This window comes from Ruegeria sp. BHSC029 (assembly GCF_059613085.1).
This window is the reverse complement of sequence record NZ_JBXWRU010000001.1, coordinates 679,540-694,436: the sequence shown is the minus strand read 5'-3', so window position 1 is coordinate 694,436 and position 14,897 is coordinate 679,540. Positions and strand designations below refer to the sequence as shown.

At 61.5% G+C, this 14,897-nt stretch carries 13 protein-coding genes and 3 tRNA genes; 9 read left to right on the top strand and 7 right to left on the bottom strand.

Features of this window, described 5'->3' with window-relative positions:
• Position 1: 1 nt before the first annotated feature.
• Both pgi and AC2FML_RS03365 read left to right on the top strand, forming a co-directional pair.
• The gene (pgi, locus tag AC2FML_RS03370; RefSeq protein WP_170338938.1) at positions 2-1,612 is read left to right on the top strand and encodes a glucose-6-phosphate isomerase; all 1,611 of its coding nucleotides are present in this window, start codon (positions 2-4) and stop codon (positions 1,610-1,612) included.
• Positions 1,613-1,787: 175 nt separating this feature from the next.
• A complete protein-coding gene (locus AC2FML_RS03365) occupies positions 1,788-3,407 on the top strand; it encodes a long-chain-fatty-acid--CoA ligase (protein ID WP_496781959.1) in 1,620 nt (539 codons plus the stop codon).
• Between the two features lie 21 nt (positions 3,408-3,428).
• On the opposite strand, the gene AC2FML_RS03360 is transcribed toward AC2FML_RS03365, so the two are convergent.
• Positions 3,429-3,503: transfer RNA gene (locus AC2FML_RS03360), tRNA-Asn, on the bottom strand.
• Between the two features lie 256 nt (positions 3,504-3,759).
• On the opposite strand from AC2FML_RS03360, the gene AC2FML_RS03355 reads away from it, so the two are divergent.
• A complete protein-coding gene (locus AC2FML_RS03355) occupies positions 3,760-5,082 on the top strand; it encodes a metal-dependent hydrolase family protein (RefSeq protein ID WP_496781957.1) in 1,323 nt (440 codons plus the stop codon).
• A 258-nt stretch (positions 5,083-5,340) separates the two neighbouring features.
• On the opposite strand, the gene AC2FML_RS03350 is transcribed toward AC2FML_RS03355, so the two are convergent.
• A tRNA-Asn gene (locus AC2FML_RS03350) sits at positions 5,341-5,415 on the bottom strand.
• A 74-nt stretch (positions 5,416-5,489) separates the two neighbouring features.
• Positions 5,490-6,404 carry an MBL fold metallo-hydrolase gene (locus AC2FML_RS03345; protein WP_496781955.1) on the bottom strand — a complete coding sequence of 305 codons (915 nt, stop codon included), beginning with the start codon at positions 6,402-6,404 and terminating at the stop codon, positions 5,490-5,492.
• Between the two features lie 44 nt (positions 6,405-6,448).
• On the opposite strand from AC2FML_RS03345, the gene AC2FML_RS03340 reads away from it, so the two are divergent.
• Entirely contained in the window at positions 6,449-7,768 is a 1,320-nt protein-coding gene (locus tag AC2FML_RS03340; protein WP_475144071.1) for an ATP-binding protein, read from the top strand.
• A gap of 13 nt (positions 7,769-7,781) precedes the next feature.
• Here AC2FML_RS03340 and AC2FML_RS03335 read toward each other — a convergent pair.
• Positions 7,782-7,858: transfer RNA gene (locus tag AC2FML_RS03335), tRNA-Ile, on the bottom strand.
• 106 nt (positions 7,859-7,964) lie between these two features.
• Between AC2FML_RS03335 and purM the strand changes: the two genes are divergently transcribed.
• The 3 genes from purM (at position 7,965) to rnd (ending at position 10,875) form a co-directional block, all read left to right on the top strand.
• Positions 7,965-9,011: a phosphoribosylformylglycinamidine cyclo-ligase gene (gene purM, locus AC2FML_RS03330; RefSeq protein WP_496781953.1), complete on the top strand. Its 1,047-nt coding sequence runs from the start codon at positions 7,965-7,967 to the stop codon at positions 9,009-9,011.
• The gene (gene purN / locus AC2FML_RS03325; protein ID WP_496781952.1) at positions 9,008-9,604 is read left to right on the top strand and encodes a phosphoribosylglycinamide formyltransferase; all 597 of its coding nucleotides are present in this window, start codon (positions 9,008-9,010) and stop codon (positions 9,602-9,604) included. Before purM ends, purN begins: the two co-directional genes overlap by 4 nt.
• 113 nt (positions 9,605-9,717) lie before the next feature.
• Positions 9,718-10,875, top strand: a complete 1,158-nt coding sequence (gene rnd / locus AC2FML_RS03320; protein WP_170367186.1) for a ribonuclease D — start codon at positions 9,718-9,720, stop codon at positions 10,873-10,875.
• An 8-nt stretch (positions 10,876-10,883) separates the two neighbouring features.
• Here the strand turns inward: rnd and AC2FML_RS03315 are convergent, their stop codons facing one another.
• Complete coding sequence (locus AC2FML_RS03315) at positions 10,884-11,408, bottom strand: hypothetical protein (protein WP_496781950.1); 525 nt, start codon at positions 11,406-11,408, stop codon at positions 10,884-10,886.
• Between the two features lie 138 nt (positions 11,409-11,546).
• Between AC2FML_RS03315 and AC2FML_RS03310 the strand changes: the two genes are divergently transcribed.
• Entirely contained in the window at positions 11,547-11,957 is a 411-nt protein-coding gene (locus AC2FML_RS03310; protein ID WP_480633128.1) for a SufE family protein, read from the top strand.
• Between the two features lie 25 nt (positions 11,958-11,982).
• Here AC2FML_RS03310 and AC2FML_RS03305 read toward each other — a convergent pair whose 3' ends face one another.
• Complete coding sequence (locus AC2FML_RS03305) at positions 11,983-12,654, bottom strand: DUF1638 domain-containing protein (protein ID WP_170442821.1); 672 nt, start codon at positions 12,652-12,654, stop codon at positions 11,983-11,985.
• A 175-nt stretch (positions 12,655-12,829) separates the two neighbouring features.
• Complete coding sequence (locus AC2FML_RS03300; RefSeq protein ID WP_093962188.1) at positions 12,830-13,528, bottom strand: corrinoid protein; 699 nt, start codon at positions 13,526-13,528, stop codon at positions 12,830-12,832.
• Between the two features lie 277 nt (positions 13,529-13,805).
• On the opposite strand from AC2FML_RS03300, the gene AC2FML_RS03295 reads away from it, so the two are divergent.
• Positions 13,806-14,876, top strand: a complete 1,071-nt coding sequence (locus tag AC2FML_RS03295) for a PA0069 family radical SAM protein (RefSeq protein ID WP_496781949.1) — start codon at positions 13,806-13,808, stop codon at positions 14,874-14,876.
• The last annotated feature ends 21 nt before the right edge of the window (positions 14,877-14,897 follow it).

Below are 14,897 nucleotides of genomic sequence, written 5' to 3'. Positions count from 1 at the left end.
TATGCAACTGGACACTCTCAGAACCCTTGCCGCGCAGGCGGCGGACACCCGCATCCTCGACCTGTTCGCGCAGGATCCCGACCGGGCGCAGAGATTCTCGGCCTCGACCGGGGATTTGCTGTTCGACTATTCGAAGACCCTGATCGACACGGACATCCGCGCGGCGCTGATCGACCTGTGCGATCAGGCCGGTCTAGCCGAGCGGCGCGACGCGATGTTCCGGGGCGACAAGATCAACGAGACCGAAGGCCGCGCTGTGCTGCATACGGCGCTACGCAATCTGGATGGCGGCCCAATCGAGGTTGATGGCCAGGACGTCATGCCCGAGGTGTTGGACACCCTGCAGCGCATGCGCGTGTTCGCCGAAGAGGTCCGGGGCGGAACGGCCCAGGGGGCAGGGGGCAGCTTTACCGACGTGGTGAATATCGGCATCGGCGGTTCGGACCTTGGGCCGGTGATGGCGACGCTGGCGCTGGCGCCCTATCACGACGGGCCGCGCCTGCACTATGTCTCGAACGTGGATGGCGCGCACATCGCCGACACGCTGCGCGAACTGGACCCGACGCGGACGCTGGTGATCGTGGCGTCCAAGACATTTACCACCATCGAAACCATGACCAACGCGCGGACGGCGCGGGCCTGGATGCTGGACGGCGGCGGCGACCCGGGGCGGCAGTTCGCGGCCGTGTCCAGCGCCGTGGACAAGACGGCGGACTTCGGCATCCCGTCTGACCGCGTGTTCGGCTTCGCCGATTGGGTCGGCGGGCGCTATTCGGTCTGGGGTCCGGTTGGACTGCCGGTGATGATTGCGGTGGGCTCGAACGCCTTCGACGCGTTCCTGCGCGGCGGGCAGGCGATGGACGTGCATTTCCGCGCCGCGGGCTGGGCCGAGAACATGCCGGTGATGCTGGCGCTGGTGGGCTTCTGGCACCGTCAGGTGCTGGGTCATGCCAGCCGCGCGGTTCTGCCCTATGACCAACGGCTGCTGCGGCTGCCGGCCTACTTCCAGCAGCTCGAGATGGAATCGAACGGCAAATCGGTGGCCATGGACGGCTCGGCGCTGAGCGTGCCTTCGGGGCCGGTGGTCTGGGGTGAGCCCGGCACCAACGGGCAGCACGCGTTTTACCAACTGATCCATCAGGGCACCGACGTGATCCCCTGCGAATTCATGGTGGCCGCCGAAGGCCACGAGCCCGAACTGGCCCATCATCACCGTCTGCTGCTGGCCAACTGCCTGGCTCAGTCCGAGGCGTTGATGCGTGGCCGGTCGCTTGAGGAAGCGCGAGCGCGCATGGCCGAGATGGGCCTGCATGGCGACGAGTTGGAGCGTCAGGCCCGGCATCGCGTGTTCCCGGGCAACCGGCCCTCGACCACGCTGATCTATCCGCAGCTGACGCCCTTCGTTCTGGGCCAGATCATTGCGCTGTATGAACACCGGGTGTTCGTCGAAGGCGTGCTGTTGGGCATCAACTCGTTCGACCAGTGGGGGGTGGAGCTGGGCAAGGAGTTGGCCACCTCGCTGGGGCCAATCGTCGATGGCGATGCGGGCACCGAGGGCAAGGACGGCTCGACCGCCGCACTTGTGGCCTATGCGCTGCGGCACCGGGGCTGAAGCCCTGCAAATCTGACGGCCTGCCGCCACGGCAGGCCGCATTCTTTTATTGTCAGACAATTAAATGATTGGCAGGATCGGCCCCGAGGAGAAGCCCTGGGGCCGGCCATGCCGCCGTGTCGCCTGGCCGCAACAGACGCCGCATCAGGCCGGCGCGATGAATGGGAGGATGTCCATGCTGGGACAGATGATGACGCAGCCGCTGTTGATTTCGTCACTGATCGATCATGCTGCGCGCTATCATGGTCAGACCGAGATCGTGTCGGTCGAAACCGACGGAACCGTCACCCGGACGAACTGGGGCGAGATCGCCGCCAATGCCGGGCGCATTGGGTCAGCGCTGACCAAGCTTGGCCTGCAGCCGCAGGATCGGATCGGCACTCTGGCCTGGAACAACCGCCGGCATCTGGAAATCTACTATGCCGCCTCGGGTGCCGGGTTCGTCTGCCACACGATCAACCCGCGCCTGTTCCCCGAACAGCTGGTTTACATCATCAACCATGCGCAGGACCGGGTGCTGTTCTTCGACGCCACCTTCATCCCGCTGGTCGCCGCGATCCGCGATCAATTGACCGAAGTGAAGCATTTCGTCCTGATGGGACCGCGCAGCGAGGACGCACTGCAGCAGATCCCCGGACTGGAATTCTATGACGAGTTGATCGAGACCGGCGACGCCGATTTCGAATGGCCGGTCTTCGATGAAAACACCGCCTCGAGCCTGTGCTACACCTCGGGCACGACCGGCCACCCCAAAGGCGTGCTGTATTCGCACCGTTCGACCGTTCTGCACAGCTTTGCCTCGAACACCCGCGACGTGATCGGGTATTCGGCGATGGATGTGGTGATGCCGGTGGTGCCCATGTTCCACGTCAACGCCTGGGGGTCGCCCTATGGCTGCGCCATGTCCGGTTCGCAGATGGTGCTGCCCGGGCCGGACCTGCATGGCGAGGCACTGGTGAACCTGATCGACACCTATGGCGTGACGCTGGCGATGGGGGTTCCCACGATCTGGCAGGGCCTGCTGGCCCATGCCGCCAAATGCGGCACCAGGCTGGAAAGCCTCGAACGTACGGTGATCGGCGGCGCGGCGTGCCCGCCCTCGATGATCGAGACCTTCCGGGAAAAATACGGCGTCGACACCGTGCATGCCTGGGGGATGAGCGAGATGAGCCCGCTGGGCACCGCCAACATCCCGCTGGCCAAGCATCGCAAGCTGCCGATCGAGGAACAGCACAAACTGCGCGAGAATCAAGGTCGTCCACCTTTTGGGGTCGAACTGAAGATCGTCGATGACGACGGCAACGACCTGCCGCATGACGGGGTCACGCAGGGCGACCTGATGGTGCGCGGACACTGGGTGCTGGACAGCTATTTCCAGCAGCAGGATCAAGATCTTCTGCAGGATGGCTGGTTCGCCACCGGCGACGTGGCCACGCTGGACCCCGATGGCTACATGACCATCCGCGACCGTTCCAAGGACATCATCAAATCGGGCGGTGAGTGGATCAGCTCGGTCGAGCTGGAAAACATCGCCGTAGCGCACCCGAAACTGGCCACCGCGGCGGTGATCGGCGTGCCGCATCCCAAATGGGACGAACGCCCGCTGCTGGTGGCGGTCAAGGCCGAGGGCGAAGACCCGTCCGAGGCCGAGCTGCTAGAGTTTTTCGACGGCAAGATTGCCAAGTGGCAGGTGCCGGACAAAGTGGTCTTCGTCGACGCGCTGCCACTCAATGCGACGGGCAAGGTCCTGAAACGCAAACTGCGGGATGAATTCAAGGACGCCTTGGCAGGTTAACGCTTGATTTATAAGGATTTTTGGCTCCGGCGGTAGGGATCGAACCTACGACCAATTGATTAACAGTCAACTGCTCTACCGCTGAGCTACGCCGGAACTGAGGGGCGTGTACCAATCTGCAAAGACGAGGTCCAGACGAAAATTGCTTTCTTTGGACGAATTGCGCGCCCCAGGTTTCCGTTTCGGATTTCAATCGGGGTGAACAGGTTTGTTGTTTCGTGCGGCAGTGAAACGTTGCGTTGATCTACGCACCGGCCGCGACGTGATCGTTTCATCCGGATCAGAAAGAGACTAGCCTCTCGATAATGCACCATTCTTCGGTGAACCTGTTGAAATCGGAAAGGAACCCAAGATGCGGACAGCTTGCAGGATTGCAGCGAAGCTTTTCTTCTTTGTTCTCGCCGCGCCGGGGATCGCCCAAGAGGCCGGAACCCTGATCACCGGCGCTCGGATTTTCGACGGTGTCCGTTCCGACCTGATCGAGGGTCAGGACGTTTTGATCCAAGACGGCGTGATCACGGCCATTGGCCCTGATCTGGATGCGCCGGAGGGGGCGACGGTGATCGATGCGCAGGGTCGGTTCCTGATGCCCGGATTTGCCGACATGCATGCGCATCTGATGTTTCAGATGCCGTTCGGTATCGCATTCAATGCCGATCGCGAATACTGGGCCTATGTTGCCGCAACCGTCGCCGAACAATACCTGATGCAGGGGTTCACGACGGTCCGCGATGTCGGCGGGAACTCGTTTTCACTGAAACGCGCCATCGACGAGGGCATTCTGGTGGGGCCGCGTGTCTATCCTTCGGGTCCCATGATCTCGCAGAGCTCGGGCCACTCGGATCATCGGACGGACGCAAACGAGCCCGGGTCATTGGTGTTCGAGCCCAGCATTCCGATGAAATACTTCCATGTCGCAGTTGCCGATGGGCGTGACGAGGTTCTGAAGACCGTACGCGAGGTGTTGCGCCGCAGGGCCTCGCAGATCAAGATTTCGGTCGGTGGCGGTACCGGGTCATTTGCTGATCCACTGGACACCACGCAGTACACGGCAGACGAAATCCGTGCAGCCGTCGAAGCGGCAGAAGACTGGAACACCTACGTAACCGCCCATGTCTACAACTCGGATGGCATCATCCGCGCCGTCGAGAATGGGGTGAAGTCCATCGAGCATGGCAATCTGATGAGCGAAGAGGCCATGCGCGTGATGATGGAGCATGATGCCTGGCTGTCGCCGCAGGTCATCGTCTACACATTCCATCCGGCCGGCTACAACGACGAACAAAAAGCCAAGCATGACGAAGCCTATGACGGCATCAACCAGATGTTCACCATGGCCAAGGAGCTTGGATTCGAGAATATCGTCTTCGGCACGGACGTGATCACTTCTCCTGAGATGATCAAGCGCGCAAACGAGGAGTTCGTTCTGAGAACGGAATGGTTCGACAATGCCGAAATACTCCGTCAGGCAACCTCGAAATCAGCCGAGTTGCTTGCCTTGTCGGGGCCGCGCAATCCTTATCCCGGGGCGCTGGGTGTCATTGCGGAAGGTGCTCATGCGGATATCCTTTTGATCGACGGCAACCCCCTTGAGGACATGTCTGTCATGACCGAATACGAAGAGCGCTTCGATCTGATCATGAAGGGCGGGGTGATCTACAAAAACGAACTGTAGCGGACGGTCTGCTGTGCAAATGCAAGGCGGACCAAACTTGAGTCACAGGCGCTGGAAAATTCTCTGATGTTTCGCGAGTGTGGTTGACAGGATTGGGCTGATCGAAAGACCAACTCCGAACTAACGGCGCAGGTCCTTGGGGGCAGTCTGATCGCATGCGTTGAACCGGCTGAAAACTCCGCGTGTCGGATCGGAAACCGACTGCACACGGGACGTGAGCGGTTGGGTGCGCCACAAACTTCTGAAATCAGAGGATTTTGGCTCCGGCGGTAGGGATCGAACCTACGACCAATTGATTAACAGTCAACTGCTCTACCGCTGAGCTACGCCGGAACTGAGGCGCATATAGCAATCCGGTTTTTCGGCGTCCAGAGGGGAAAAGCACCGAGGGCGAATTTTTTGCGCGTTCAGGAAATGCGATGAAAACTGGTCTGCACCGACAGCGCGCCCCGGGGGGCGACGCGGTCTTTTCCGGTCAGGTCTACCAGATGGGCAAACACGTTGCGCTCGGCCGCTGGAAGCAGGGCGCGCGGGGTTTCGACATAGATCCGCTGGGCCAGATCTCGGGCTGTGCCCGGGCGCTCGGCCAGCGCGTCGAGGATTTGTGCCTCACGTTCCAGCCGGTGGCGGATCAACCAGTCAAGCCGACCCGAGGGGTCTGTGATCGGCGCGCCGTGCCCGGCATGGAAGACCGACCAGTCGTGCGCGCGTAGCCGGTGGCAGGCTTTCATGAAGTCTGTCAGATCACCATCCGGAGGCGAAACCAGCGAACTGGCCCAGCCCATCACGTGATCGGCGGTGAAACACACGTCTCCCCAGGCCAGCGCGATGTGGTTGCCCAGATGACCCGGCGTGTGAATGACCTCAAGGCCCCATCCGTCCCCCTCGATCCTGTCGCCGTCCGCCAACTCGATGTCCGGGCGGAATTCCGTGTCGATTCCCTCGCCGCCGCCGGCGAGGCCTTGCTCGGCCAGTTGGGACATGATCGCGCTGCGCCCTGCCTGTGGCCCGCCAAAGGCGTAGATCGGGGCACCTGTCCGCTCTGACAGCGGAGCAGCCAGCGGCGAATGGTCCAGGTGGCTGTGGGTGACCACGATATGGCTGATCATTTGCCCGGGCTGCAACGCATCCAGAATGGCCTGCATGTGACTGTCGCTCAACGGTCCGGGGTCGATTACGGCAAGGTCGCTGGTGCCCAAGAGATATGTATTTGTCCCCAGATAGGTCATCGGCGACGGGTTTGGGGCCAGCAAGAGCCTGAGGCCCGGCTGCAGGGCGACAGGGATCCCCGGTTTCGGGTTGAAATCGTCTGCTTGCAGCATCTTGGCCTCTTTCTCTTGGCGGGGCAGCCCGCTAGGTTTAGCGCATGTCCTCGCGCTGGCTCAAACCCTATTTGCCCCGCAGCTTGTATGCCCGGGCGGCCCTGATTCTGGTGCTGCCGGTGATCGTGGTTCTGTTGGTGGTGTCGGTGGCATTCGTGCGTGAACACCTAGAGGATGTGACCGGTCAGATGACCCGGGCGGCGTCGCGCGAAGTGCGGCTGGTTCTGGAAGGCATTCAGGGTGCCGAAACCCAACAGCAGGCGCTGGCCGCGGTGCGTCCGGATCTGAGGGTGCTGGACATGCAGGCCCGTTTTCTGGGGATCAACGAAACGCCTACTATTGAACCTCGGCGCTGGTATGATTTCATCGCACCGCAGATCGACGCTGATCTTCGAGAGCTGCTGCCGAACCTCGTAGCGGTATCGTTGCCGGACAGTCAGGTCGCGACTTTGTTCTTGAACACCCATCTAGGTGTGTTGGAGCTTGGCTTTGATCGCCGGCGTCTGTCGACGGTCGCCCCGCACCAGTTGATCGTCACGATGCTGTTCTTTGCGGTGATCATGACCTCGATTTCGTTCTTGTACATGCGCAATCAGTTGCGGCCGATCACTCGGCTGGCCGATGCGGCGCAGGCTTTTGGTCGCGGTCGGGTCGTGCCGTTCACCCCCGGAGGGGCAGTCGAGGTGCGGGCCGCCGGTAGCGCGTTTCTTGACATGCGCGCCCGGATCGAGCGGCAGATCGAGCAGCGGACCCTGATGCTGTCGGGAGTCAGCCATGACCTGCGAACGCCTCTGACCCGGCTCAAGCTTGGCCTGTCGATGCTGCCCGAGGAAGATGCAAAGCCGCTGCTTCAGGACGTGAACGAAATGCAGTCACTCTTGGATGCCTTCCTTGATTTCTCGCGCGGCGCGTCCGAGGGCGAGCAGGTCGAGGTTCGTCCGGATGAGCTTCTGCGCTCGATCGTGGATGATGCGCAACGGGCCGGACAAAGCGTCGAGTTGCTGCCGCCCGAAGGGCAGGGTGCAGTGATGCTGCGTCCGACTGCAATCCGCCGCGCCGTGGAAAACCTGATCGGCAACGCGGTGCGCTACGGGTCGCACGCGATGGTCAGCATGACCCTGACTGACAAATCGCTGCGCATTCGGGTTGAGGATGATGGCCCCGGCATCCCGCCCGAACAGCGGACCGAGGCGGTTAAGCCGTTCAGCCGGTTGGACCCGTCGCGGAACCAGAATCAGGGCAGCGGGGTAGGCCTCGGGCTGGCGATCGTTGCAGATATCGCTCGTGTCCACGGCGGTGTTTTACGCCTGGGACAAAGCGAGCGCTTGGGCGGTTTGTGCGCAGACATCATCATCGGGCGGTGATTTCGGCCGTATTTGGTAGGCCCGGAGGGACTCGAACCCCCAACCAAAGCGTTATGAGCGCTCTGCTCTAACCAATTGAGCTACAGGCCCGCCTGAGCGCTTGGGTACCACGCAGAACAGCCGCGTCAAGCCTGACCGTTGCAACGCGGCGCACAATCGACTAACCCGCGCTGAAAGCATTCATGAGGGAACGGCCATGACAGCGGGCAAGAACGGCATCACCTATGCAGATGCGGGCGTGGATATCGATGCGGGCAACGCGCTGGTCGACCGGATCAAGCCCGCCGCCAAGCGGACGAACCGCCCCGGCGTCATGAGCGGCCTTGGCGGGTTCGGCGCGCTGTTCGACCTGAAAGGGGCAGGGTATTCCGACCCGATCCTGGTGGGGGCAACCGATGGCGTTGGCACCAAGCTGCGGATCGCGATCGACACGGGCGTGGTCGATGGCGTGGGGATCGACCTGGTGGCCATGTGCGTGAACGACCTGATCTGCCAGGGGGCCGAGCCGTTGTTCTTCCTGGATTACTTCGCCACGGGCAAGCTGGACACCGAGACCGCCGCGCGGATCATCGAGGGCATCGCCGAGGGCTGCGTCCGATCGGGCTGTGCCTTGATCGGGGGTGAAACCGCCGAGATGCCGGGGATGTACCCCGATGGCGACTTCGACCTGGCAGGCTTTGCTGTCGGCGCGATGGAGCGCGGCAGCGATCTGCCCGCCGGTGTGCAGGCCGGGGATGTTCTGCTGGGGCTGGCCTCGGACGGGGTGCATTCCAACGGCTACTCGCTGGTGCGTAAGCTGGTTCAGATCTCGGGCCTGGGATGGGACGCGGACTCGCCCTTCTGCGACGGGCCTTTGGGAGAGGCGCTGCTGACGCCCACGCGGCTCTATGTCAAACCCGCCTTGGCCGCGATCCGGGCCGGTGGCGTGCACGCGCTGGCTCATATCACCGGCGGCGGGCTGACCGAGAACCTGCCGCGCGTGCTGCCCGACGATCTGGGTACGCAAATCGACCTGAACGCCTGGGACCTGCCGCCGGTGTTCAGGTGGATGGCGGAAACCGGGGGTATCGCCGAGTCGGAAATGCTCAAGACCTTCAACTGCGGGATCGGCATGATCGTCGTCTGTGCCGCCGACCGCGCAGATGACCTGGCCGCCCTGCTGACGGATGCCGGCGAGAGCGTCGCGCGCATCGGATCGGTCACCGAAGGGGCGGGCGTCAGCTACGCAGGCAAGCTGCTGTGAGCCACAAGCGCGTCGCCATCCTGATTTCCGGGGGCGGGTCGAACATGGTGTCGCTGGTCGACAGCATGACAGGCGACCACCCGGCGCGCCCCTGTCTGGTTCTGTCGAACAATGCAGATGCTGGCGGCTTGGCCAAGGCGGCGGATCGCGGGATTGCCACAGCCGTGGTCGATCACCGGCCGTTCGGCGGTGACCGCGCCGCGTTTGAGGCCGAGTTGTGCAAGCCGCTGCTCGAGGCGCACCCAGACATCGTCTGCCTGGCGGGGTTCATGCGCGTGCTGACGGGCGATTTCGTGTCCCGCTTTCAGGGACGGATGCTGAATATCCACCCCTCGCTGCTGCCCAAGTACAAAGGGCTCAACACCCACGCCCGCGCCATCGCCGCCGGGGATGCCGAACACGGCTGCACCGTGCACGAGGTCACCGCGGCGCTGGATGACGGTCCGATCCTGGGGCAGGCCCGGGTTCCGGTCGAACCCGGCGACACCCCGGATTCGCTTGCTCGGAAGGTGCTGGCCTGGGAACACAAGCTGTATCCGGCGGTTCTGGAGCGCTTTGCCCGTGGCGATCGCGCACCGGTGTTACTCCCCTGATCTTGCGCCAGAGATTTACATGAGCGGCCAATTCGGCCTATGGTCTGGCCAAGCGCTCGGGGCAGAAGAAACCAACGGGCAATGACCAGAGCAAGAGCAAGAATAGCAAGCGCATGAAGACCCTCAAAACCACGCGAGAGTTGGCTGACTTCTGCAAGGCTGCCGCCCAACACCCCTATGTGACCGTCGATACCGAATTCCTGCGCGAGCGGACCTACTACTCCAAGTTATGTCTGGTCCAGTTGGCCGTGCCCTCTGAAGACGAGGACAGCGCGGTATTGGTCGATCCGCTGGCAGAAGGACTGTCGCTTGAGCCGCTTTACGAATTGTTCCAGAACGAAAACGTCGTCAAAGTTTTCCATGCCGCCCGCCAGGACCTTGAGATTTTCTGGGTGGAAGCCGGTATTTTCCCCAAGCCGCTATTCGACACGCAGGTCGCTGCAATGGTTTGTGGTTTCGGGGAACAGGTTGGCTATGAAACGCTGGTTCGCAAAATCTGCAAACAGGGTCTGGACAAGACCTCGCGGTTTACTGATTGGTCGCGGCGCCCGCTGAGCGAGGCCCAGCAGACCTATGCGCTGGCGGACGTGACGCATCTGCGCAAAATCTATGAACATCTGGCCGCCGAGCTGGAGAAGTCCAAGCGCAGCCATTGGGTAGCGGAGGAGTTGCGCGTTCTGACCGATCCGGCAACCTATGACATCCGCCCCGAAGAGGCATGGCGGCGGGTCAAGACCCGAACCAACTCGGCCAAGTTCCTTGCGGTGGTGCGGGAGCTTGCCCGGTTCCGTGAGGAATATGCCCAGCAGAACAACGTGCCACGCAGCCGTGTATTCAAGGATGATGCGCTGGTCGAGCTGGCGTCGACCAAACCACGCACGCATGCTGATCTGGGCAGCTCGCGTTTGCTGCTGCGCGAAGCGCGCAAAGGTGCCATCGCTGACGGTATTCTGGCAGCCGTACAGGCCGGTGTGAATTGCCCGCCAGAGGATCTTCCCCGGGTGGACAACAGCCGGGACAAGATCAAGGTGAACCCCGCGCTGGCTGATCTGCTGCGGGTATTGCTGAAGTCAAAGACGGAAACCGCAGGGGTCGCGGCCAAGCTCATCGCGACCAGCTCGGAGCTGGATCAGATCGCGGCTGGGGACCGTGACGTTGCTGCGATGTCCGGCTGGCGGTTCGAGGTTTTTGGCGAGGACGCGCTCAAACTCTGCAGAGGCGAGATTGCCTTGGCAGCGAAGGGACAAACTGTTCAGGTCGTCCCCCTTTAAGATTGATTTCAGCGCCGACGCGATTCCAGGGCGTTCTGTTGACCAACCACGCGGATCAGACGAATGCCTTCAAGGTCCTGACGGCTGACATTGACCGCATCGGTCACTTCACGCGTACGTTCGGGCCCCTGCGCAGTGGCATAGGTCGGGTAGTTCACGCGGAAAACGAACTCCATAACGCCGTTCTTCCGGTTTTCCTCGGATTCGACGAAGGTGAGCTTTGCGTCATAGGCGCCCTGGCGGAAGGCGGTGCCTTGCGCGACAACGATGGCACCCGAGGCGTTCGGCTCGATCCGCAGCTCGGTGATGGTGGTGATCGGTACGCTGGTATCTTCGGGTTCAGGGCGCGCGAACAGTCCCCGGCCCGAGCTTTGCTTCGGCACCAGCGCATCTGCGTCGCTGGCCGATGTCTCGACCGGGGCAGGCGCGCTGTTCCCGAACCAGTTCGACGGGTTTGCCCGGGAATCGCGCCAGCTGCTGCAGGCGGACAGGGTCAACAGGGCGACAAGAAGGACGGAAACAGTTTTTTGCATGGACCCAAAGCTTTGCAAGGTATTACCCGCACTGGGTTAGCCTACTTTCGGTCGTTTGAAAAGCCGCCCATGGGGGTGGACACCGGACATCGAGCGACTTAGGTCAGAACCAGAACCGCAACCAGAGGACCCACGTTCATGGCCACGCCTGCCTTTGAGGAGATTGTCGAGGATTTCGAGTTCCTTGAGGACTGGGAAGACCGGTACCGCCACGTGATCGAGCAGGGCAAGGCGATGGAGCCGCTGGATGACGCCTTGAAGGTGCCGGCAACCAAAGTCCATGGCTGCGCCAGTCAGGTCTGGCTTCATCCGGTGATCGAATATGGTGTTTTTCGGTTTGACGGCGACAGCGACGCGCTGATCGTGCGCGGTCTGATCGCTGTATTGCGCTCGCTTTACAACGGTTTGCCCGTTGCCGAAGTGGAGAAGGTCGACGCCGCGGCCGAGCTTGCCCGATTGGGGTTGAATGAACATCTGTCGGCCCAGCGGTCGAACGGTGTGCGTGCGATGATCGACCGAATCCGAGACGTAGCGCGCGAAAACGCCTGAGCCGGTTTTGCCATTCGGGGGCCAATCAGGAAGAATTGGGGCGTGCGTCGGCCCAGTCTTTCAGCGCGGTCTCGAGATCGCCATATCCGGTAAAACGGCGTTCGAACTCCAGCCCCATCCGATCGGCGCATTCCTGTGCCCGACGGGTCAGTTCGGGGTCATCTGTCTGCGCTTGGTAGATCAGCTTGGTGTAATTTCCGAAATACATGTCGCGCAGTTCCGGGTGCCGATCCAGCCCCAGCGGTTTCCAGACGAACGCATCAAATTGTCTGGCCAGAAAGTCGGTCAGGTAAAAGGCCGTAGTCTCATCGTCGTCGCGTTCGGCGAATTTGTCGTTACCTTCGAAGAAGGAATAACAGTGCGGTCCCCGCACCATTTCGACACCCAGTCGTTTACAGGCCTGCTCCAACAGTCCGCCGGTCCCGCAATCGGCATAGACGACAAAAATCCGGTCATACTGGTCGCGATGCTTGGCGACGGCATCCTCGACGGCCTGAGTGATCCGTTCGGGATAGACATGCAGGATGGCAGGCAAGCACGTCAGAGCAAGGTGGTCCCAGCCGTTGCGTGTTTTCAGGTCCAGAATCTCGCGCGCCAACGCGCCGCAGGCGATCAACAGGATGCTTTGCTGTGCATCCATCTCGTCAAAGCCCTTTTCCGTCAGGCGTTTGTCGTCAGGCATGTCGTGCTGCGGCATGTTTCGCCTCCGCAAGGTTCCAATGTCAAATGACTGCGAAAAAGCCCCGGATGCAAGTTCGCGGCCTTTGGGATCACACACTCGGCACCTGAGTTTCGATCTCGTTGTGATGCCACGGCCCGGAAATGAAAAAGCCGCCCGGACAGGCGGCTTTGACAAAACAAGGCGTGCAGGATCAACCCGCCAGTTGGTTGTGCTTGCGCGAGACGAACTCCTTGGCGGTTTCGACCGCAACCGCCGCGTCCCGGCAATAGGCGTCAGCGCCGATCGCCTTGCCGAACTCTTCGTTCAGCGGGGCGCCGCCTACCAGCACGATGTAATCGTCACGCTTGCCCTGTTCGACCAACGTGTCGATGACCACTTTCATGTACGGCATGGTCGTCGTCAGCAGGGCCGACATGCCCAGAATATCAGGCTGCTCGGTTTCAAGCGCTTCCAGGTAGTTTTCGACCGGATTGTTGATGCCGATATCGACAACCTCGAAACCGGCGCCTTCCATCATCATCGAGACGAGGTTCTTGCCGATGTCGTGGATGTCGCCCTTGACGGTGCCGATCACCATCTTGCCAACGCGCGGAGCGCCGGTTTCCGCCAGCAGAGGCTTGAGGATGGCCATGCCGCCCTTCATCGCGTTGGCGGCCAGCAGAACTTCGGGCACGAACAGGATGCCGTCGCGGAAATCCTGGCCGACGATAGTCATGCCGCCGACAAGCGCCTTGGTCAGAATGTCATAAGGTGCCCATCCACGTTCCAGCAGGATGTTCACGCCTTCTTCGATCTCTTCCTTCAGACCATCGTAGAGGTCATCAAACATCTGTTCGACGAGTTCGTCGTCGTTGAGTTCCGACAGGACGATGTCTTCTTCATCGGACATGGGTCATTTCCCTGAGCTGGCGGGCCTTGCGCCCTTGGTGGCTGTTTTTCCCGTTTTGGCCATTTCGCCGCAGTTAGACTGTGACGATTGCGACCTCGGCGGTTCCGAGACCGACCTATAGGTGAAAATCTTGCCGCGCTCGACGCCAAATTTCACATGATCTTTCTGAGCGGTATTCATGGGTTCTGTGCTTGAGACAAGGCCGGCAACTGTGATGGCAGACTTGCCGCGGAAACCCGCAGATGCTAGGAATTACGTGAACAAAGAGGGAACAAATATGCCGTTGCGCCACACTATTTCCGGGCGAGGTGCCGTATCGAACGATGCTGGTCGGTACGAGGCGTATGCGCACGAAGCGGTCGATGACGGCTGGGAGGATCCCGAGCCTCTGCCTCCCTTGCGAACCTCGGTTCGGGACGAGGTCGCGAAGTCTCTGATCACCTACAACAAGTCACCCGATCTGCCATTTGACCGGTCGATCAACCCGTATCGCGGGTGCGAACACGGTTGCGTCTACTGCTTTGCCCGACCCACACATGCATATCTCGGTCTATCTGCCGGGTTGGATTTCGAAACGCGACTGATCGCACGTCCGAACGCGCCTGATGTGCTTGCGCGCGAGCTTTCGTCCGCGCGGTACAAGGTGGCGCCGATTGCGCTGGGTACAAATACGGACCCGTATCAGCCGATCGAAAAAACACTTTCGATCACAAGGGCCTGCCTGGAGGTTCTGAGAGATTTCAACCACCCGGTTGCGATCGTGACAAAGGGTGCTTTGCTCGAACGGGATATCGACATTCTCGCGCCGATGGCCGCCCTCGGGCTGGTCCGGGTCGGCATCTCGCTGACCACGTTGGATTCTGGCCTGTCGCGGCGGATGGAACCGCGTGCCCCTGCGCCAAAACGTCGGCTGCGCACGATCCGAAAGTTGACCGAGGCCGGGATTCCCGTGCGCGTCATGACGTCCCCGATCATTCCAGGACTGACCGATCACGAGCTTGAAGCGCTGTTGGAGGCGGGCCGCGACGCCGGCGCGGATGCGGCCAGTTGGATCATGCTACGGTTGCCCCGCGAAGTCTCGCAACTGTGGCAGGAGTGGTTGTCCGAACACGAGCCTGGTCGCGCCGAAAAGGTCATGGCGCGGTTGCGCGAAATGCACGGGGGCAGGGACTACGACCCGCGGTGGGGGCATCGGATGCGCGGCGAGGGAGTCTACGCCGAAATGGTCGCCAAGCGGTTCAAGTCTGCGATTGCGCGACTTGGCTTGGCGACCACAACTCCCAAACTGCGTTGCGACCTCTTTGCACGGCCTGCGCGGGCCGGGGATCAATTGTCACTGTTCCAATAAGAAAAGACCCCGCTCGATGGC